The 19,962-nt window shown below is 63.4% G+C and carries 21 protein-coding genes; 8 read left to right on the forward strand and 13 right to left on the reverse strand.

The annotated features are described in order from the left end of the window. Positions 1-98: 98 nt before the first annotated feature. Positions 99-401, reverse strand: a complete 303-nt coding sequence (locus ACFWO3_RS11035; RefSeq protein ID WP_378577158.1) for a hypothetical protein — start codon at positions 399-401, stop codon at positions 99-101. 214 nt (positions 402-615) lie between these two features. Between ACFWO3_RS11035 and ACFWO3_RS11040 the strand changes: the two genes are divergently transcribed. Next, positions 616-837 (forward strand): hypothetical protein, encoded by a 222-nt coding sequence (locus tag ACFWO3_RS11040; protein ID WP_378577160.1) that lies wholly within the window; start codon positions 616-618, stop codon positions 835-837. Between the two features lie 189 nt (positions 838-1,026). Here the strand turns inward: ACFWO3_RS11040 and ACFWO3_RS11045 are convergent, their stop codons facing one another. The 9 genes from ACFWO3_RS11045 to htpG all read right to left on the reverse strand — a co-directional run bounded on the left by ACFWO3_RS11045 (position 1,027) and on the right by htpG (position 12,729). Next, positions 1,027-2,382 carry a hypothetical protein gene (locus ACFWO3_RS11045; protein WP_378577162.1) on the reverse strand — a complete coding sequence of 452 codons (1,356 nt, stop codon included), beginning with the start codon at positions 2,380-2,382 and terminating at the stop codon, positions 1,027-1,029. Between the two features lie 13 nt (positions 2,383-2,395). After that, positions 2,396-3,325, reverse strand: coding sequence for a hypothetical protein (locus tag ACFWO3_RS11050; protein ID WP_378577164.1), 930 nt, complete (start codon positions 3,323-3,325; stop codon positions 2,396-2,398). Further along, positions 3,322-5,457 (reverse strand): CapA family protein, encoded by a 2,136-nt coding sequence (locus ACFWO3_RS11055; protein ID WP_378577166.1) that lies wholly within the window; start codon positions 5,455-5,457, stop codon positions 3,322-3,324. Before ACFWO3_RS11055 ends, ACFWO3_RS11050 begins: the two co-directional genes overlap by 4 nt. A gap of 40 nt (positions 5,458-5,497) precedes the next feature. Beyond that, positions 5,498-6,511, reverse strand: coding sequence for a poly-gamma-glutamate biosynthesis protein PgsC/CapC (locus tag ACFWO3_RS11060; protein ID WP_378577168.1), 1,014 nt, complete (start codon positions 6,509-6,511; stop codon positions 5,498-5,500). After that, complete coding sequence (gene pgsB, locus ACFWO3_RS11065; protein ID WP_378577170.1) at positions 6,504-7,871, reverse strand: poly-gamma-glutamate synthase PgsB; 1,368 nt, start codon at positions 7,869-7,871, stop codon at positions 6,504-6,506. The genes ACFWO3_RS11060 and pgsB overlap by 8 nt, the downstream gene beginning before the upstream one ends. Continuing rightward, entirely contained in the window at positions 7,868-8,719 is an 852-nt protein-coding gene (locus tag ACFWO3_RS11070) for a hypothetical protein (RefSeq protein ID WP_378577172.1), read from the reverse strand. Before ACFWO3_RS11070 ends, pgsB begins: the two co-directional genes overlap by 4 nt. Before the next feature lie 101 nt (positions 8,720-8,820). Continuing rightward, a complete protein-coding gene (locus ACFWO3_RS11075; RefSeq protein WP_378577174.1) occupies positions 8,821-9,849 on the reverse strand; it encodes a hypothetical protein in 1,029 nt (342 codons plus the stop codon). A gap of 332 nt (positions 9,850-10,181) precedes the next feature. Then, positions 10,182-10,766 carry a mismatch-specific DNA-glycosylase gene (locus ACFWO3_RS11080; protein WP_378577176.1) on the reverse strand — a complete coding sequence of 195 codons (585 nt, stop codon included), beginning with the start codon at positions 10,764-10,766 and terminating at the stop codon, positions 10,182-10,184. Between the two features lie 10 nt (positions 10,767-10,776). Continuing rightward, positions 10,777-12,729, reverse strand: coding sequence for a molecular chaperone HtpG (gene htpG, locus ACFWO3_RS11085; RefSeq protein ID WP_378577178.1), 1,953 nt, complete (start codon positions 12,727-12,729; stop codon positions 10,777-10,779). A gap of 77 nt (positions 12,730-12,806) precedes the next feature. On the opposite strand from htpG, the gene ACFWO3_RS11090 reads away from it, so the two are divergent. Genes ACFWO3_RS11090 through ACFWO3_RS11100 form a run of 3 tightly spaced genes read left to right on the forward strand, consistent with a single transcriptional unit; the run spans position 12,807 to position 14,814 of the window. Further along, complete coding sequence (locus tag ACFWO3_RS11090) at positions 12,807-13,280, forward strand: PPOX class F420-dependent oxidoreductase (protein ID WP_378577180.1); 474 nt, start codon at positions 12,807-12,809, stop codon at positions 13,278-13,280. A 49-nt stretch (positions 13,281-13,329) separates the two neighbouring features. Further along, positions 13,330-14,190, forward strand: a complete 861-nt coding sequence (locus tag ACFWO3_RS11095) for a PE-PPE domain-containing protein (protein ID WP_378577182.1) — start codon at positions 13,330-13,332, stop codon at positions 14,188-14,190. Positions 14,191-14,220: 30 nt separating this feature from the next. Continuing rightward, positions 14,221-14,814 carry a histone deacetylase gene (locus tag ACFWO3_RS11100; RefSeq protein ID WP_378577184.1) on the forward strand — a complete coding sequence of 198 codons (594 nt, stop codon included), beginning with the start codon at positions 14,221-14,223 and terminating at the stop codon, positions 14,812-14,814. Positions 14,815-14,820: 6 nt separating this feature from the next. On the opposite strand, the gene ACFWO3_RS11105 is transcribed toward ACFWO3_RS11100, so the two are convergent. Continuing rightward, positions 14,821-15,774 carry an alpha/beta hydrolase gene (locus ACFWO3_RS11105; RefSeq protein ID WP_378577186.1) on the reverse strand — a complete coding sequence of 318 codons (954 nt, stop codon included), beginning with the start codon at positions 15,772-15,774 and terminating at the stop codon, positions 14,821-14,823. Positions 15,775-16,070: 296 nt separating this feature from the next. Between ACFWO3_RS11105 and ACFWO3_RS11110 the strand changes: the two genes are divergently transcribed. Continuing rightward, complete coding sequence (locus ACFWO3_RS11110) at positions 16,071-17,555, forward strand: MDR family MFS transporter (protein WP_378577188.1); 1,485 nt, start codon at positions 16,071-16,073, stop codon at positions 17,553-17,555. Here ACFWO3_RS11110 and ACFWO3_RS11115 read toward each other — a convergent pair. Together ACFWO3_RS11115 and ACFWO3_RS11120 are read right to left on the reverse strand one after the other, a co-directional pair. Then, positions 17,549-17,821 carry a hypothetical protein gene (locus tag ACFWO3_RS11115; protein ID WP_378577190.1) on the reverse strand — a complete coding sequence of 91 codons (273 nt, stop codon included), beginning with the start codon at positions 17,819-17,821 and terminating at the stop codon, positions 17,549-17,551. The genes ACFWO3_RS11110 and ACFWO3_RS11115 overlap by 7 nt on opposite strands. Continuing rightward, complete coding sequence (locus ACFWO3_RS11120; RefSeq protein ID WP_378577192.1) at positions 17,822-18,004, reverse strand: hypothetical protein; 183 nt, start codon at positions 18,002-18,004, stop codon at positions 17,822-17,824. Positions 18,005-18,408: 404 nt separating this feature from the next. Here ACFWO3_RS11120 and ACFWO3_RS11125 point away from each other — a divergent pair, with 404 nt between their 5' ends. The 3 genes from ACFWO3_RS11125 (at position 18,409) to ACFWO3_RS11135 (ending at position 19,642) form a co-directional block, all read left to right on the forward strand. Then, a complete protein-coding gene (locus tag ACFWO3_RS11125) occupies positions 18,409-18,531 on the forward strand; it encodes a hypothetical protein (protein ID WP_378577194.1) in 123 nt (40 codons plus the stop codon). A gap of 259 nt (positions 18,532-18,790) precedes the next feature. After that, positions 18,791-19,216 (forward strand): hypothetical protein, encoded by a 426-nt coding sequence (locus tag ACFWO3_RS11130; RefSeq protein WP_378577196.1) that lies wholly within the window; start codon positions 18,791-18,793, stop codon positions 19,214-19,216. Between the two features lie 108 nt (positions 19,217-19,324). Continuing rightward, on the forward strand, positions 19,325-19,642 hold the full coding sequence (locus ACFWO3_RS11135) for a hypothetical protein (protein WP_378577198.1): 318 nt from the start codon (positions 19,325-19,327) through the stop codon (positions 19,640-19,642). Positions 19,643-19,962: the final 320 nt, after the last annotated feature.

Genomic DNA, 19,962 nt, shown 5'->3' on the forward strand with positions numbered 1-19,962 from the left:
GCCCGACGCACAGGCGGCATTCACCGCGCCGTCTGCGACCGGGTGTTCACCGGGCTCGGGTGGAGCCTCGGCTCCACTGTTCAACCGGTGAAGACCGTTCACGACACGATCACGGACATCGTGTATTCGGCGATCACCGGGGAGCGAGGGCCGGCGGATACGTCGCGGGCACCACACTCGACCTGCCGACGCACAACAACACTCCCCCGTCCGGGACCATGCGGGGCGCGGTGGTGATAGGGGTGCTTCAGGGCCTCATCGGCGACGTATTGGAGCAGGAGGCTTCCCCGCTGGCCGCGGACATATCGGTGCGCCGAGACGGAGTACCGATCACCGTCGATCCCGACACCCTCGCCGCCGAGTTCCCGCACGCATCCCCGCGGATCGTCGTCTTCCTCCACGGGCTCGTCGAGACCGAGAACGCTTTGGCGACTCGGCGGGCGGCCGACCTACGGCGAGACGCTCGAGGAAGATCTGGGTTGCACCGAGGTCCAGGTTCGGTTCAACACCGGCCGACACATCTGCGACAACGGGCGTTCGCTGCACGAATTACTGAGCGAATTGTGCTCTGCCTGGCCGGTTCCGGTGGAGTAGATCGCACTGGTCGGACATTCGATGGGCGGCATCGCCATTCGGAGCGCCTGCCACCTCGCGGCACTCGAGGAAGCCGACCGGATAGGTTCTGTTCGCCAGACCGTCTCGCTCGGGACACCGCACCTGGGTGCGCCGCTCGAACAGTTCGTGCATCGCGTGACTGCCGCACCGAGAGCCGCAGCTTACAGCGAAGTGCCGCTCCTTCCTGATGCTGCACACTATTTCGTGTCCGCAGGCGCATGATCGGCGACGGCCTGGTATTGCTTCCCAGTGCCACCGGCGTGAACCGCACCCGGCGAATTGGATTCCGTGAGGAAGACGGGCTGCACGTCTCGAACGCTCACCACTTCACCTTGCTCAATCACGAGGCCGTGTACGACAAGCTCCGCTCATGGCTGGCACGGACCCACGCGGGGACCGAGGCTAAACGAGTCAGCGCAGGACATCCCGCACCTCGCTCAGGGCACGACGAAGCATGTCTTCGTACACGTCCGCGTCGGGCATGACCGTGGGACCGAAATGAACACTCACCGTGACCGTCTCACCCAGCGAATACACCCCGTGAGTGACACCCATGGCAGGTGACAACGCGGGGAATCCCGCCGTGAACAGGGCGTCACCCGCACCGAAGCGCAAGTCTGCCGGACCCCTGTTCACACTCGTCAACACCGTGTTGCCGGACACCTTCTCGGGAACCACGTCCGAGGAGTAGCTGCGCACACCACTGCGAATCAGCGGTGCCGCCGTCACCGCCATCGGGTCGCCCTGAGCCAGCACCGTCGGGTGCGCAGCCCGGATTCTCCTCTCGTCCAGCGCTTCCGCGATCTTCCGCGCGCGCACCCGCAGGTCGCGTTCGGATGGAAAAAGATCAACGCTCACATTTCGAAAATTGTTGCGCGACGGTGAATCAACCGAATCGGCGACCGTTACTTCGGCACCGAGTCGAGCGGGTACGCCATGACCACCCCGCTCGAGATACGCGGGCAGAGCCACCGAGATGGCCGTCAGAGCCGCGATCGTCACGGTTTCGGATCCACCCCGAAGGTCGGACAACGGCAGCACTATCAGGCGAACACCATGACGACCCGCAGGATCCGAATTGAGCACCGTCAGGTCACGGCCGTCGAGCTTCGGCGGAATCTCCCCACGAGCCGTCAACGCTTCCGAATCCCGGTATGCACGGTACGCACGAACACCGGACACCACCATCCGACCGAACAGCACGGGCAGCCGCAGGATTCCGCGGACCACCAGAGCCTCCTTCGACTGCGCGATCGATTCGACACGAGACGCAGGGCGCGGGGATACCGCTGGAGGCTCCGGACCGAACAGCGACCGCGCTATCGCCGCCGCACGCTTCCCGTCCGCCAGAGCGTGCGAAACCTGGAGCACCGCAACAAGTGATGCATCTGCAGTACCCCCGGGCACCCGTGCGACTCCCGGAAAGAGGTGCAATCTCCACGGACTCTCGCGCACATCGACCGCCGCCCCCAGCAGGTCGGCAATCGCGTCGGTCCAGCCCTGCCAGGTGCGATCCGATATATCGTGCACCACGATCCGATCCTCGTCCGGTTCGCACGAAACCCACGCCGGGTAATCGATGTCCCAGGGCACGTCGCGCACCACCAACCGCAGGTCCCCGATCAGTTCGACCCGTTCCTGCACCCACCGACGCAATACGTTCGGATCGGTCTCGGCGGTGTCGAAGGCATACAACAAGAACTGATCGTTCGGAATCTTCTCCGAGATCCAGTACATGAGGGCGTCCCGCGCTGTCAGACGTTCCACGTCGCACCTTCCATCAGCCGATTCCCGAGGACCTCAGCGATTCGGTGATCACGCGCATCAACTCTCGCCTATCCGACTTGTCCTTGCGGATGTTCTGGTTCACCTCGATGTGAATGAAGTCCGCGCCGCGTTCACGGGCGGCAATGGCTTGGACGTTGGTGGTCGCCGCGAGCGCCTTGCACTTCTCGCCGTCGTAGGTGCACGTATCGAAACCGTTGTCCTCGAGGTCGTTCTCGAGCTGACGAACCGCAGGGCTGGGCTCGTCGACTGTACTCGAGAGCACAACGTCTCCGAACTCGTCATGGTTGTCGGAGGAGAATCCGTGGATCTGCACCACGGTCATCCCCTTCTGCACGACCGCGTCATTCACGGCCGCGAATGTGGTGTCGCTGCGGTGCGCGACGTCGGCGCTGTCGTCACCCGCTTTTCGGTGCGCACCGGCCATCATGAACAGCCGTGCGTTCGACTCCGAGAAAAGTTGGGTGCCCATACGTTCCGAATACTTGTCGGCCACGGGGTGCGGGATCTGGACGACGAGCGGTGAGGTTACATCGCGATTGTCGCGAACGACGTACAAGCCGTTCCCCGCAGTGGGGTTTCCGCGCTCGACAAGCGCGGAAATCGGAGGCTGCTCGGCACCGTCCTCACCGGACTGCTCGACCGCCACCGGTTCCAGGTCGTACGAATCGAGTTCGGTATTTCCGGTGCCGAGCAGCTCCGACACACTCGCCGCCACAGCCTGTGCGGTACCACGCGACGGGGTGGCGTATGTAGTCGATTCCCGATCCGGCGAAGCCTTCACCACGCGCGTGACCAGTGAGGAGACCTTCTCCGGAGGTTCCGGAGCCGGATCGTTCGAACACGCCGTTGCTGTCGACATCATCACCACTCCCGCCAGGACCGTCGCACCGCCGCACCGAACGATCCGGTCGACGCGTGTCATTCGGTACCGGCTCCGTTTCCGACGAGGGGACCGGAATCGTCCGCCCTGTCACTGCTCACGCGGACCGATCCCGGTTGGGTTGTCTCCACGGTATCGAACACACGGCCTGCTGTGCCGTCGGGCGCCCACGCCACGAGACGGACGTCGTCCACTGCCAGGCGCGGCCCACTGAGCGAATCGTCCGGTGGACTGAGTCGTACGAAAGGCTGGGCCGCGACGGCGCCGGGCGGCACGACCGCGTCCACTCGCACCTGTGTGCAATCGCTTCGGGACCGGTCGCCCTCCGGGACCACGATCTCGTCCGCACCGACACTCCTGCCACTGAAGCCGTTGTACCAACGAAGCTCCAGTTGGGAGCCCGGAGACGCGGAACGTACGTCGGCAACCAGCGATACCTGCTGCCCCTCCGTCACACCCACTCGTCGTCCGGGCGTGGCGTAGACGTCCTCGGTGCTCTTGGGGCTTCGGACCAGTTCGAGGCCCTTGCCGTTCGGGGTCCCGTCCTCCTCGGGATCGCGGTCCCTCGAGTCGGCACATGCCGCCGAAGTCGTAGTACGGGCGGCCTGTCCGAGATCCCACAGATTGACGCCCTTCGACGCCGGGTCGGTGTCCTGATCTTCGAATCTTCCCGAACCCCACAACAAGTCGCTTCCGAGCCGCACCCCGGGAACAGACCCGTCGACGAACCGGCCGGGAGCCAACCGACGCGGCACACCCGGCTGCAACGATACGTCGGTCGCTTCCGTTCGAGCAGACGGGCCGGCTGCGATCTCCGCGCCGGGTCCACTCAGGCGTGCCGCACCCGGCACCGATCCTGCGGCGATGCGCGACGCAGAGTCCGCCAGAGCGCCGACGACGGGAACGGGACGCGATTGCTCGATCATCAGCGGATCGGAACTCGTATGGACGGGTTTTCCGCCTCGCACGTCCACCCTCAGCAACTGTGACGGGGCCGAAGACCACAACGGCTGGTCGTACAGGAGGTTGCCGGTCGACTCGGCGATCACCGATTCTCCGACCGTACGTATGCCACCGGTGACCTGCGGGTGTCCGCCGACCACGATCGCAGCGCCCGCTCTCGCGGCCGCATCGGACATCCGCCGGACCGTCGGAGACTGCTGACGTTCGTGCTGATTACCACCGTGGATCATGAACACGACCGTGTCCGCCTTGCCTCGAGCGCTGCGAACGGCGCGCTCGATCTTCTTGGTCGAGCACTCCGCAGCACCGCCGCGATCGTCCTCCGCCACATACGGAATCGGATTCTTGTCGCCGTCCACTGTCGTGCATCCGACGAAGGCGACAGTGCCGTTCTCACGTGGCACGATTGCCGGGGCCCACGCTTCGTCCTCGTTCCTACCGGCGCCGAAGTGTGCGACGCCGGCCTTGTCCAGAGCGCCGACGGTACTGGCGACGCCCGCGTCCAAGGCGTCGAAGGCGTGATCGTTCGCAATCGACACCACATCCACCCCCGACATCCGAAGTGCCTCGGCCGATTCCGTCGCAGAGGCGAAGGCACTCTTCTTCGTGGGGTGGAACTCCGGTGGACGCGGCCCGTTTTCCGGGTAGTACGGATCGTCGATCAGTGGCGATTCCAGGTTCACCACGGAGAGATCCGAGTCCTGCAACAGCGGGGCGACACCGGACAGGAGATCGGCATGCTGTGCCGGATCCGCATTCTTACCGAGCAGAGGCGGACCTTCGTCCGTCTTCTCGTAGTAATGCCGGCCGAACATCACGTCGCCGCCGAACCGCAGCGCCATCGACGTGTCTGCACCCGAGGTCAACTCGATGCGAGCGTCTTCGCCGGGAGCGACCGCCTGGGTCCGCGGCAGATGCCCGCCCGACTCCGCCACGGCAAGAGCTGGCTTGTCGAGCGGCAACTCGAAAGTGCCGTCGTCTTCGCTGCGAACCAACTCGCCTGCGGCGTTCACCGATGCGTCCGAGACCGGCTTGCCCGTCTCGTCCACCACAGTCCCGCGCACCACGTTCGCGTTCCCCGCGTCGACCTCGTTCATGGTGTCCGGCATCTGAACGACAGCGGTCACCGCGATGCCCAACACGATTCCGGTTGCCACGGTCGGCAGCGCCCATCGTCGCCACCGAAACCGTGGGTGTTCATCAGTGTTCACAGAGAGCCTTCCCGAGTGTTCACAAGAGCCTTCCTGGCCGTCACAGCAGTCCGAGAGCGATGCCGGCTGCGGCAAGTAGATTCGTGCCGGCGTAGACGCCGACCGCTGTAAGGACGGATCCCCAGACCGTGCGTTCCCAGCCCTGCCGCTGCGCATCGTTCGCCACCAACGCCGGAACCATGAGGGTTGCGACCGTGAGCCCGCGCCACGGGATGTAGTCACCGCCCGTGAAGTAGGTGACCAGCAGTTCGGCACCCCAGCTGATGATCGCTCCCACCAGCACCATCGTGGACAGCTTGCGACGACCGAAGATCAACAACCTCGGCATCAGCAGCTTGACCACCACGAACCAGGTGATCAGCGCGACCACCACGGCGAACAGGATGTCCGCCCAACGCGGACTGACCAGCGCCAAGTACGCACCGGTGATGAACCCACCCGAACGCAATCCCAATTTCGCGAACACCAGCATGCCCACCGCGACACTGAGCGCCACGGCCAGCAGCAGCAATTCGCGCGGATAGCCGAGTACGGCGGCCAGTCGCACGGTGTCTTCGCTGCCGGTTCCCGGCGCGATCGACATCAACGACGAGAAGAGCACGAGGAAGACGATCAGGATCAGCGTCGTCGCCCCGATGGCCAGCACCGTTCGGAGCGGCTTCTGACGGGACATGTCGTGCGCGATGATTCCTGGCACCAGGAAGCCGATGCCGGCGAGGGCGAAGAACGTGGGATCGTAATGTCCCAGTGCGCCGGCGACGATGGTGCAGAGCAGGATCAGCGCGAGACCGACCAGCATCTCCCATTCGAACTTCCTGCGCCCGTACAGAATCAGCTTCTTCGCGAGGACGACACTCACCAGTACGTAGGTGAGGTAGCCGACACCGACGGTCACGGCAATCGCCAGAGGCTGCGTCACACTCAGTGCCAGGTAGGCCGGAACGATCGCCCCACCGGTCGTCAACTGCACCCTCTCGTAGAAGAGCATGCTCAGTACGACGCCCATGACGAGGGCAACACGAACGACCTCCGGTGCGAAGTCGTACTCAAACATTCGGACGACCCGCCTCAGCACCTTCGAGAGATCGTGCCTCGGCAGCCGTCGAGGTTCTCGGGTGATGGGCAGCGGCACGTCGCAAGCGCGACACCCCGATCGCAGCCCGCCTCGGGTCACGAGACTCGTCCATCTCGTTGCGATGATCCGCGCCCTGCAGTTCCTGGAAGTGGTCGATCAACAATTCTGCCTGATCGGTGTGAATGTTGATCATGCCGACCAGGACACCGGTCGGGCCGTCGATCAGATCGGCGACCTTGTCCAGAATCTGATCGAGTGTCGGTTGCACGGTCTCACCCATCTGGTGGATCCGCTCACGTCCGTAGCCGCGTTCGACCATCGTCTTGGTGACGGTGTCCTCGTACGCCCCGAACGTCATCACGTGGTCGAGGTATCCGGAAAGATCATCCGGAACCATGTGCGAGAACAACTCTGCGCGTCGACCGCGGTCACGGCGATTGTTCAGAATCCCGATCACCGTGGCATCTGGCGGGAACTGAGCCTGCAGAGTCGCGAATGTCAGCGCCACGCTCTCGCGGTCGTTGGCTGCGAACATCGGTACCCACAGCACGGACTTCCCGCGGATGTCGTACGACCGCAGACGCACCACACCGATGTCGGGAACCGACTTCCACATACCTTCGAGCGCAGCCTGCCTGCTCACGCCGGCCAATCGCGCGATCGCGAGGCCGATAGCGACGTTGGCCTTGAACTGCAGGTAGTCGAACCCTCGCATATCCTCGTCGTCGACGCTCTCCGGGTCTGCGTAGACGAGGGTGCTGCCGCGCTCGGCGGCGCGCATTTCGAGTCGTTCTCTCAGGTGCGGGCGGTCCTCTGCGGTGATCACCACACCACCGCGGGGAATGGTCACGGACATCGAGTCGGCGATCTCCTCCAGTGTCTCGCCCATCTCTTCCTGATGATCCTCACGAACGTTGGTGATCACAGTGATGTCGGACCGCACCATGTAATCCTGCGAATACTGTTGGTACAGAGGACGAACGGCCATGCACTCGATGATGAGTGCCTCCACGTCGTTCTTGATGTGCTCGGCGACGATGTCGATCTGCTCATTGATGTTGGCGGCGCCCCGACGAAAGATCGGTGTCTCCTCGCCGTGCGGGCCGATCACTCGGGCAGCACTGCCCGTCGTCTTCGCGACCGTGACGTAGCCGCCTTCGCGGAGCACTCCACCGACAAGTCGGGTGACTGTCGACTTTCCGCGAATGCCATTGACGTGGACACGAACATCCAACTGGCGCAGGCGTCGTTGATGACCTCGGATGGAGATACGCCAGTAGAACAGCAGTGCCGCTCCGACCACGAGCAGCACCGACAGTCCGACTACTGCGCGCGTCATGCCATCACCTCGGCCCCGCGTGAGGCTCGCGCCTGCACGATCAGTGCGTCCGCGTCGGTGGTGTCGGCTGTGAGGAACGACAGGCCGGCATGCACTTCGGCGCACTCCCCCACCGCCCGGCGCGTGCCGCCCTCGCGGTCCGTGAAGGTCGAACGACCGGCTGCCTCGACCAGTGGGCCCACAACTCGCCACGCCGCCACGGAATCGGTCTCCGGCAGGATTGCCCCGAACTCCTCGGGCGACAATGCGAACGGCACGTCGGTATCGCGCAACAGGCTCTCGACGAGCCGTGCGACGGCGCGGCGCAATCCCTGCCGCGCAGACTCGTCCAACTCCGGATCGGTGATTCGAATATGGAGGATCAACAGGCCCAGTTCACGCTTGTGTACGCGTGCACGGCCGATCTCGTCCTCGAGCCGGGGACGAGCCCGGTGTTCGGACAACAATCCCAGCGAGCCGTAGACGGGTCGCACCGTGGTATCCGACGGCGTCGCCCGACGCCCGATTTCGCGAATGTGAGTGCCGACCAGACCCGATGCCCAACCGAGCACCAGGAGGCACACCGCGATGGCAACGGCCAGCATGAACTGTTCACGATTCCACACGCCGAAGAAGCGTTTCGCCGCCACAGCTGCGGTGGCCGCGACGAGTCCCACCACGAGGCCGGTGATTCCGTCGAAGAACATTCCGACGATCACGCACACCACGGCCACTCCGAGGACCACGAGACGAATCGGCCCCGATTCCAGTCCACCGAGCAAGCCGGCCACAGCCGCCAGAACGAAACACAATGCGACGCCCGTATGAACGTCAGTCCAGCCCCGAGTCACCTGCTTGGCCTTGCTCACCACGATCACCTCGCTTCCAACGGAAGCGCGCCACTGCAAAGGCAACAGCGAAAACCACGCTCGCGACAACTCCTCGAACTGCGGGATCGACCCACGAAACCTCATCCACGTGCGAGCGACCACCTGACGACGAAGGTCGTACCGAATGGGCCGGAGGTTGCGTGGACACCGTCGCTCGACGCCACGACCTCGCCACCGATGAGTCGAATGCTCGACGCGCCGGCCGCTGCCGTGGTCTCTGCGAAGTTTGCAGCGATGCGGGCAACCTCGGCCGCCGAGAGTGCGCAGTCCTCTGCCGACACGGTGAGGAATGCGTTGTCCGGATCCGATTCGAGCGACACCCGAGTGTCTCCGTATCCGGTGTGATCGAGTACCGCGCACACCAGGTGATTCACAGCGCGCTCGACACCGAACTGACCGCCGTCCACCGAGAGAACATGGCCGCCCAGATCTGTGACCACCCGATCACGACCAGTGACGAATACCGATTCACGCAGCGCTCGGTTCACTGCATGACGGAGATCGAAGACCGACGGGTCGATCGAGCGGGTGTCGTTCGCGCTCTCGGCAGACTCCAGCACCGACGCGAGCCTGCGGCGCGACGTCGCGGCGTAACGCTGCAGCTTCGGGTCGTCGTGCTGCTCGGCCAAGTCGAACAGGGTCGACACCGAGTCGGCGAGGACGGCGAGGTCGGTCGAGAGCGACGATGCGGGCGCGGGGGTCGCCACACGCTGATCGAACTGCGGGACCAGAAGGTCGCCGAGTTCCGCCAGCTGCGCGAAATCCGCTTCCGCCCAATTACGCTCGCAACGGTCGGCAACGCACAAGGTTCCGACGAACACGCCGTCTTCGGTACGGATCTCTTGCTCGGCACGCGAGACCAGACCGGGAATCGTGGCGCTGGAGGTGGGACGAACGCCCTCACGGTCTACAGCGCCGACGAGGACCTCGTACCCGGAATCCACTATCGACACGTAGGCGACGGGTGCGCCCAGAGCGGAAGCTGCCACGCGCACAATCGATTCGCAGAACGAGTCTGCGGAGTCGTCGGGAATCGGTGCGCTGATGGCCGGGATGACATCGGTATCGAAGTTTCCGTCAGCGTCCAGCAGTTCGGTCGTTGCCGTCATTACTCCCTCTCTCGTGGTGCGCCGTGAATTGTGTCCCCGACGCGCTGCGAGCAAAGGTAAGCAATCCGAAGTTAACGGGGGAAGACTCGATTACGAATATTCAACATCTTCATACGGCAGAATGAGAACATGTTCACGCGGACCCCTACCTGCAGATTCGCTTCGTGATTCGTTGGCAGACACCAACTTCGATTACGAGTAGATTGCGATCGAGAAACGATCTCAAGGAGACAATTCGGGCGGTACACCATCGGCGAAATTGGTCTCCGTGACAATCACCACCGCACAATTCTCCGGTGACACCCGCCACCCGATCGGCCCTTGCGGTTGCTTCACGAACCGTGTTGCACCATTATGCCCGCCTCCTCGGCAGCGGCAGCGTAGGAAACGGCCAACGTCGACACGGTCTCGTGCGCATTCAGCCCGCTCGGGTTCGGAACCACCCACAGCCGCGCGCCCTCGAGTCCAGCGGGCTGCGGACCCTTCCTTGCCGCCCGAACACCGAATCCTGTCCGGTACGCAGTGATCCCAGCGATCGCGACGACCCGGGGAGAACACGACCGCACCGTCTCACGCAACCGGTCCGCACCGGCAACGAGTTCGTCGGTCGTCAGCTCGTCCGCTTTCGCCGTGGCGCGGGCGACAAGATTCGTGATCCCCACACCCCGTGCGATCAGGTGCTCACGGTCGGCGGACGACAGGCCGGACGTCGGATCGATCGGGCGCTCGATGATCCCTGCGGCCGCCAACGCCGGAAAGAAGCGATTTCCCGGGCGAGCGAAGTGTGCACCCGTCGCAGCCGTCCACAAACCGGGGTTGATGCCGACGAAGAGCAACCGAAGTCCCGGACCGATGAGGTCCGGGACTTCGGTGTCGCGATACGACTCCAACTCCGAGCGGTCGAAGCGCGTGCTCACGCTCCAACCCTCATACGGTGTCCGCGAGCCGATCTCCCAGCAGGTTCGCGAATCGTGCCGGGTCCTCGAGGTGTCCGCCCTCCGCGAGAAGCGCAATGTCGTAGAGGATCTCGGCGGTCTCGGCGAGCCGTGGATCGTCTGCTCGTTCCCCCTGAGCCGTCCGCAGCGCTGTCACCATCGGATGGTCGGGATTCAGTTCGAGAATCCGCTTCGTCTTGGGGACCGGCTGCCCGGAGGCGCGGTACATTCGCTCGAGTGTCGGCGACATGCTGAAGGCGTCACCGACGAGGCACGCGGCCGAAGTCGTCAATCGGCTCGACAACCGAACCTCCTTGACCTCCTCCTGCAACGACTCCGACATCCAGGTCAGAAGATCCGCGTATTCCTTCTCCTTTTCGCTGCGGTGCGCATCGGCGTCGGCCTTGTCTTCCTCCGAGTCCAGATCGACCTCGCCCTTGGAAATCGACTGGAAGGTCTTGCCCTCGAACTCGGGTACCGAACCGACCCACATCTCGTCGACCGGGTCCGTGAGGAGCAGAACCTCGAGGCCCTTCGCCTCGAACGCCTCCATGTGCGGGGAGCTCTCGACGAGTTGCCGGGATTCACCCGTCGCGTAGTAGATCTGCTCCTGGCCGTCCTTCATCCGCTCCACGTACTCGGCGAGACTCGTCTGCTCCTCGTCACTGTGGGTGGACGCGAACGAGGAGATCGCCAGAAGGGTGTCACGGTTGTCCGAGTCGGACAGCAGACCTTCCTTGACGGCCGTACCGAACTCGCCCCAGAAGGTGCGGTAGTCGTCGGGGCGCTGCGACTTCATGTCCTTGATGGTCGAGAGGACCTTCTTCGTCAACCGCTTCCGGATCGCCCGAATCTGCCGGTCCTGTTGCAGGATCTCGCGAGAGACGTTGAGCGAGAGGTCTTGTGCATCCACGACACCCTTGACGAACCGCAGGTATTCGGGCATCAACTGGTCGCAGTCGTCCATGATGAACACCCGCTTGACGTACAGGTGGACCCCCGACTGGCGCTCGCGCATGAACAGGTCGAACGGCGCGTGGCTCGGGATGAAGAGCAGAGCCTGATATTCGAACGTGCCCTCGGCCTTCATCGGAATGATCTCGAGCGGATCGTCCCAGGCGTGCGCGACGTGCTTGTAGAACTCCTTGTACTCGTCCTCGGACACCTCGTCCTTCGACTTGGCCCACAGCGCCTTCATCGAGTTGAGAGTCTCTGTCTCGACCGTGGTCTCGTCCTCACCGCCCTCTTCGGAGGCAGGCTTCGTCTTCTCCACGTCCATGCGGATCGGCCACGCGATGAAGTCCGAGTAGTGCTTCACGAGCTGACGGAGCTTCGATTCCGACGTGTAGTCGTGCAGGTGGTCGTCGGTGTCCGCCGGCTTGAGGTGGAGCTTCACCGAGGTCCCGGCGGGCGCATCCTCGAGCGTCTCGATCGTGTATGTACCTTCACCGGTCGACTCCCACCTGGTCGCAACATCCTCGCCTGCGCGGCGGGTCGTCAGCGTCACCTTGTCCGCGACCATGAACGTCGAGTAGAAGCCGATACCGAACTGGCCGATCAGCTCCTCCGAAGCTGCCGCGTCCTTCGCTTCCTTCAGCTTGCGACGTACTTCGGCCGTTCCGGACTTCGCCAGTGTCCCGATCAGTTCGACGACCTCGTCTCGCGTCATCCCGATTCCGTTGTCGCGGACGGTCAGCGTGCGGGCGGTCTTGTCGACCTCGAGTTCGATGTGGAGATCGGACGTGTCGACGTCCAGGTCTTTGTCGCGGTAGGACTCGAGACGCAGCTTGTCGAGCGCGTCGGACGCGTTCGAGACGAGCTCGCGCAGGAACGAGTCCTTGTTCGAATAGATGGAGTGGACCATCAGGTCGAGCAGTTGGCGAGTCTCCGCCTGGAACTCTCGATGTTCCGGGCCGGTGCCCTGCTCTCCTACGTGCGTGTTCAATTCGATTCCCTTCGGCAGCAGAACCTGCAAATTCGGTTCGGAAATAGTACCGAGCCTGCCCCGGGTAACTTCGAGGTATGCCTCGCACCATTGCCACGAACACGACGATCGGACGGGACGAGCTCCTGGAATTCGTCCGACCGCGGCACCACATGTTGCTGTCGACCACACGATCGAACGGCCGACCGCAGATGTCACCGGTGACCGGTGGCGTGGACCAGGATGACAGGATCGTCGTCGCGAGCTACCCCAGGCGGGCCAAGATCCGCAATGCCGAGCGGGACACGCGAGCATCCGTGCTCGTGTTGTCCGACGACTTCAACGGTGCCTGGGTGCAGATCGACGGCGACGCCGAAGTACTCCACATGCCGGAGGCAGAGGACGCGCTGGTCGACTACTTTCGCTGTATCTCCGGTGAGCACTCCGATTGGAACGCATATCGTGAGGCGATGCGCATTCAGGACAAATCCTTGATTCGCATCACCGTTACGCGCTGGGGACCCATCGCGACCGGCGGTTTTCCCGCCGATGTTGCGCAACGTCTCGCGTGAGCAGCTGATTCTCAGGTTCGTCTCATTCTCGACCGGCACTATCGAAGACATGCACTCCGTGACCGTGCTCGCCGTCGGCGGAACAGGTGAATCCCACCCCGACGATCACCGCACCCACGTCACCGGGCTCCTGCGCGGGGTCGCGGACGCCCTCGATGACCGATTCGTGTGCATTTGGGTCGGTTATCCCGCGTCGTACGGCCCCGTCGCCGCCGGCGGCCTCAGCTACCGGCACAGCACCGAGGTCGGGGTGCGGCGACTGATCACCGAGATCGAAGCCACCGAGGGGCCCCTGATGCTGATCGGCTATTCCCAGGGCTGCACCGTCATTCGCGAAGTACTCGGCCGCGTCGCCGAGTCCCGGATACTGATCCCCGATCTGATCGCCGTCGGCCTGATCTCGGACCCCGAGCAGCCGGAAGATGTGGTGCGCGGATGCCAGGGACGAGGCGTAGCCGGCGTCGGCCCTGCCGTGCCGTCCGCCCTTCCGATGCACTGGATCGCCGACCCGCGCGACATGATCTGCAACGCCAGCGACGACAGCTACGTTCGCGACATTGCCGACCTCACACGATGGATGTCGCTTCGCGCTCGACGGACCTGGTTTCGCGAGTTGTGGAAACTTCTCCGCAGCAACAGCTTCCAGAATTCCGCCAAGACTCGACTGAGCCCGAAACAGTGGCCCAAGGACGTCAGCCGACTCCGCACCGCACTCCACGAAATCCGCGGATACCTGCCTCCACACCTGACGTGGTGCGGTATCCGGGTGAGTAATTCACTGGGTGGCCGACATATCGCGTATGCCACCGAGCCACTCGATTCCGGTGGCCGGACCGGCTGCCAGGTTCTGGCCGAATGGATGCAGGTTCAGGCAACATACCGACAGCCCGCGGCACCACTCGCAGCCTGAGGCCGGTACCGCCTCGGCATAATGGATCGAATGATCGACACCGAAGTCTGGTACGTCAGCTACGGCTCGAACATGAGCAGAACGAGGCTCGCGTGCTACATCGACGGCGGACGTCCCCCGGGAGCAGCCGTCACCTACGTGGGAGCACGCGACTCGCGGATGCCACGGGACGACGCCCCGGTCCAGCTTCCCGGCCGGATCTACTTCGCCGGTGAATCGCCCATCTGGGGCGGTGGGGTGGCGTTCTACGACCACGAGGTTCCCGGGCCGACGCCCGCTCGCGCATACCGCATCACGGCGCAACAGTTCGTCGACATCGCAGCTCAAGAGATGCACCGCATCCCAGCAGAAGGCGATCCTCTGGAGAGAGTCGTCTTGGGTGGACTCGAGAACGGTCGCCACACCGCAGGCCCCGGGCACTACGAGACGCTGATCGAAGTGGGTCGGCGCGACGGACTACCGATGCTGACCTTCACCGCTCCCCACGGGTTCGATGCCGTGCCACACACCCGGCCCACAGCGGCATATCTGAACATGCTGACAAACGGACTGCGCGAGGCCCACGGATGGGACCTCGCGCAGATCGAGCGTCATTTCGAGACTGTCGTCCCGAGTGATCGTTAGTTCGCGTCAGACTCCGAGAGCCGGTGCGAACGTCGAGAACCAGGACTCGTGCAGGCGGTCCTGCCAGTAGTTCCACCAGTGCGTCCCCTGCGAGGTGATGTGCACCGTCGGGTTCACGCCGTTGGCCTGGAGAACACCGACGAACATGCGGCTCGCGATGCTGGCCGCGGTCTCGAGCGGAACCATCTGAGCGAACTTCACGGGGTCGAACTGTCCACTGACGGGGTTGACCGTCGGATCGCTGGACGGCGCACCACTACCGGAAGAGATGTACACGGCCTTACCCCGAAGCGCACCAGCGTTGAGGATCGGGTCGTTCGCTCCCCACTGTCCTGCGGGCCACGGACCCCACATGTTCGTCGCATTGCCGCCCATCTGAGCGACGGAAACCTGGATGCCCTGGGCGAAACCGGGAGCGCTGACGACGGGGTAACCACTGTAGGAGCCGACTGCCTTGTAGAAGTCGGGGTTGTGGATCGCCAGGTTGAGGGCGGAAGTTCCACTCATCGAGAGGCCGGCAACGGCATTGTTGACGCCGTCGCTGCCGAACTGCGCCATGGCCGGGGGCAGTTCCTTCGTCAAGAAAGTTTCCCAGCGCTGGTGGCCGAGGTTCGGGTCGTCGGCCTGCCAGTCGGAGTAGAACGATCCACCGCCGCCGAACGGAATGGCCACGTTGACGTGCTTGTCGGCGAAGAACTGCTCGACGTCGGTTTCGATGAGCCAACCGTTGTTGTCATCGGGGGCACGCAGGCCGTCGAGGAGGTACAAGGTCGGCGCCGGTCCACCGCCGGCAGCCGTGAGGACCTTGACCGGGATGTCCTTGTTCATCGAATCCGAATGAACATAGATCAGCGTCGAGTCGGCTTGCGCCACCCCGTTACCGACGAAGACCGCCGCGAAAGCGGCAGTCAGCATTGTCACGATTGCGAGAACCAAACTTCGCCCACGCCGCACTGCCATGTCATGTCCCCTCAGTGTTTTCAGGTACCTCGGTGTTCGGGCACCTCGTTCTCAGGTTCCTCTCAACCGATTTGCTTCATGGAGGGTAGCAGGGGTCGACTCACGCAACATCACGACCGTGATGTGGGAATTGCTCACAATTCGGTCTCAACCATAGGTTGAGGGTTGGCCGGGTGTGGCCGCCACGCAAAATTCGTTGGCCGATCTCCCGATCGGTCAGTAGATTCGAGATCTGCCCTGGTCCGACGCCGTTCGGCGGGGCGGTTTCCTTTTCTCTTCTATTCGAAAGGTCCATCGTGACCGAGTCCACCCAGCTCGACGAGGCCGAGGGCGCCACCGAGGGTCGCCTGGAACGCAGACACCTGCAGGTCATCGGCGTTCTTCTCGTCGCGACGTTCGTGGTGATCCTCAACGAAACCGTCATGAGCATCGCCATACCTGTCCTTCAGGTCGAGTTGGGTGTTGCCCCCAGTGTCGGCCAATGGTTGACCACGGCCTTCATGCTCACGATGGCCGTGATCATCCCGCTCACCGGATTCCTCATCCAGCGAATCCCCACCCGCACTCTGTTCATGCTCGCGATGTCGTTGTTCACCGCAGGAACCCTGCTCGCGTTCGTGGCGCCCGGGTTCGGCGTACTCCTGATCGCCCGCATAGTTCAGGCGTCGGGAACCGCGATCATGCTGCCGCTACTGATGACGACGATCATGACCCTCGTGCCGCCGGCTCGTCGCGGCGCGATGATGGGCAACATCTCCATCGTGATCGCGGTGGCGCCCGCACTCGGGCCCACTGTGTCCGGCTTCATCCTCGATCACTTCGGCTGGCGCTGGATATTCGGCTTCGTTGCCCCGATCGCGCTCGCGGCCCTGGTGATCGGGACGCGGTTCGTGGTTTCGGTATCCGAGACTTCCGAAGCGGACATCGACCTGCTGTCGATCCCGCTCGCCGTCCTCGGCTTCGGTGGCCTGGTGTACGGGCTCGTAGGCATCGGCGAATCGGCGCAGGAAGGCGCCGCCGTGCCGGTGTGGGTTCCGTTCCTCGTCGGAGGGGCCGCGATGATCGGCTTCATCGCCCGCCAGCTCCGGCTACAGAAGGACGACCGCGCGCTCCTGGATCTGCGCGTGTTCGGTTCGCGGCAGTTCAGCATCTCCGTCGTGGCGATGCTGCTCGGAATGGCGACCATGATGGGGACGTTCATCGTGGTCCCCTACTTCGCGCAGTCCGTGATTCTGCTCGATTCCTTCCAGACGGGCCTCATCACGCTGCCCGGCGGCCTCCTGATGGGACTGGCCGGACCGATCGTCGGCCGCATCTACGACAAGCGCGGACCCCTGGTGCTGTGTATTCCGGGATCCGTTCTGGTCAGCATCGGCGTGTGGATGTTGACCACGGTCAACACGTCGACCTCGATCTGGTGGCTGTTGCTGTCGAACATGGCACTGTGCCTCGGCCTCGCCGCGACCTTCACCCCGCTGATGACTTCAGGCCTTGGGTCCATCGACTCTCACCTGTATTCACACGGGTCCGCTGTGGTCGGAACCTTCCAGCAGGTCGCCGGCGCCGCGGGTACCGCACTGTTCATCACGGTGATGACCGTGGTGGCCTCGAAGTCCAGCAACCCGGCCGAATCGCCCGAAGCAATCGTCGATGGTGTGCGCATGGTGTTCCTGGTCGCAGGAGTGCTGTCGTTCGTACTGATCGCGGTGTGCTGCTTCGTGCGCAAGCCGGCGGATGCACTTGCCGCAGAGGGTGCATCCCCCGAGGCCGTGAATCAGTAGACGTCGAACGTAGCCGTACTCGCGATGTGAGGCAGGTCGGTTCCCAACCGGAACTCGACCTGCCCCGTACCGGTATCGAGGTAGTCACTCGGTGTCGTCCCCAAGAACGGTGCGATAGAACCCGACACCACCGCTGACCACGAGCCGAACCTGCCGGTCGTGTGGTTGTGCCAGTACAAGGTCGAGGTCACCGAACAGTGCACTCCCGGTTGCGGCGAGATACCGACGAACTGCCCCGACATGGATGCCAAGATCCGACCGGGCATCTATTCCGTGGTGGCGAACTGCGCCAGGACGTCACCACCGCACATCAATCCGTGCGCAACCGTAGGGGCGCGCGGAATGTCGTGGTACGCGTAGCGCGGTTCTTCCGCATTCACAGGCGAAGCGAGTCCGACCGCGGCGCCCAGCGCGAGGACAGCAAGTGCTGCCAGATGACTTCGTCGCATGTCGGTCTCCGTGGGTGGCAGGGGCATATACCCAGAACATCCCGCACGTGGCCGGCCTCGTTATCGATTCATCAGCAGCCGACGACGCGCCCGCAGGGTATGAAACATGTGCCGTTCGTCACACATATGTGAATCGTGCTCCAGCGGTGCCCGGCATACGCAGATCGTCCGCAATGCCACCCTGACCTCAGGAATACCCCTGGTCGATAGCAGATTCGACGAAAGCGCCTTCATTGTGATCAATACGTGATTGGAGTGGATTGAACGTAACCGTCACCACGGTTCACGCTCTGTTTACAAAAGATTCACCACGGAGAATTGCTATTGGGCATGGGGGCAGGTAGGAATGTACCGGCGCTCGCTCAGCGCCTAATTGCACCCAATCCGAGCAAGGAGTACAAACCATGGACCTCGCATTCTTCGCCGACTTCCTCTCCGCCGGTTCCGATCTCCTCGGAGCACTGGACTTCTTCTCCGGCTCGGCAGACGCCCTGTCCGAGGGCACGGACGCAGCTGCCAACCTCTGATAGGCAGCGACACCCAGGCCAGCGTGGCCTGACGAGAATGGTCTGTACGCATCGCGTACAGACCATTTTTGTGTCAATACATAATTACGTGGCAATACGCGTACGTAGTGCGAATAACAAGATCATCACGCCGACAAAAGACCATTCGGTCCGAAATGCTGTTTGCATTCGTGATTACGAAATCCGCAGTCTCCCTTCGACAGAGACCGACGAGGGATAGTCTCGACCCCGTCATCGACGAAGAAGCTGGAGGTCTCCCATGGGTACAGTCCGGAAGCTCGGAATCGTGGCTGCGGTCGCCGCGGCTTCGACCCTCTCGTTTGCGGGCGTCGCTTCCGCCGCACCCGTCACCGTTCCGTTTCAGATCGACCCCGCATCGTTCGGCAACCCCAATGGAAGTTTCGACGTCCCACCCATGCACTGTGCAGCAGTGGTGGGCGATCAGCCGGGCACCGCGCGAATCACCGGCGGCGACCCCGGAGGATGGGGTTGCCCGCTTTCGTCCGTGATCCAGTGGGTGAACCTGTCGACCGGCGCCATCGGGTCTGCCCAACTATCCGATGGCCTGCACGGACATCCACCAGAGACGACCGTGCAGACCGGTCCAGGACAGGTGGCGCTGATGCTCAACACTGTCGGCGGAGGCGTCGTGACGCCCGGCTTCGCAACCTTTTCGGTCCATTGAGTGTCGACAGAGTCCGGCGAACACGTTGACGAGATCGCCTGCCACAGCCCGCGTAACAAAGCTGACTCCTGTGCGATGTGATTTACAACATCAACCAGGAGGCACGACATGTTCAACGCAAAACGACTGGCCACCGGCGCAATCGTCGCCGCAGCAACGGCTGGCACTGTGCTCGCAGGCGGCGGCGTGGCACAGGCCGACGTTCCTGTCCCCCAGGCCAACTGCCACGTCTACAACGTCTTCAACACCGGCGGAATGGTCAACTGCGAGTTGCCGACCTGGCACCAGGCAAAGCTCACCTGTGTCGCCTGGCCCGTTCCATTCACCTACTGGAAGTACGGCCCCATCCAGTACGGACAGAACCAGTCCTGGGCCAGCTGCGATTCCTTGGGCGCAATGGTGAACATCGAGGTCATCCAGGCCTAGACCGGTCCCGGAGGACCGAGCCCTCACGGTAAGTAGGTGACAGGAAACAGTTCGGTCCTGCTCACAACTCGGTCACGTTCCGAAGTCAGGGCAAGTCGCCTCGGATCCGCTAGGTAGGAATCGAGCGACGCCTGCGAGGGGAAACGGTAGAACTGCACCTCGTCGGGCTGTCCGTCGCGGCCCTCGCTCCGAGCGCGCTGAACAACCTCTCCCCCGTGCTCCGGTATTAGTGCGAGCACTCGATCTTCATAGGCCGTGAGCCCGGTCTTTTCACCCTCGCGTGCCCAGAGCAGACAACACAGAGGCACTTCGTCATTGTC

It is taken from the genome of Rhodococcus sp. NPDC058521 (assembly GCF_042719695.1).
In the GTDB taxonomy this organism is placed as follows: Bacteria; Actinomycetota; Actinomycetes; order Mycobacteriales; family Mycobacteriaceae; genus Rhodococcus_F.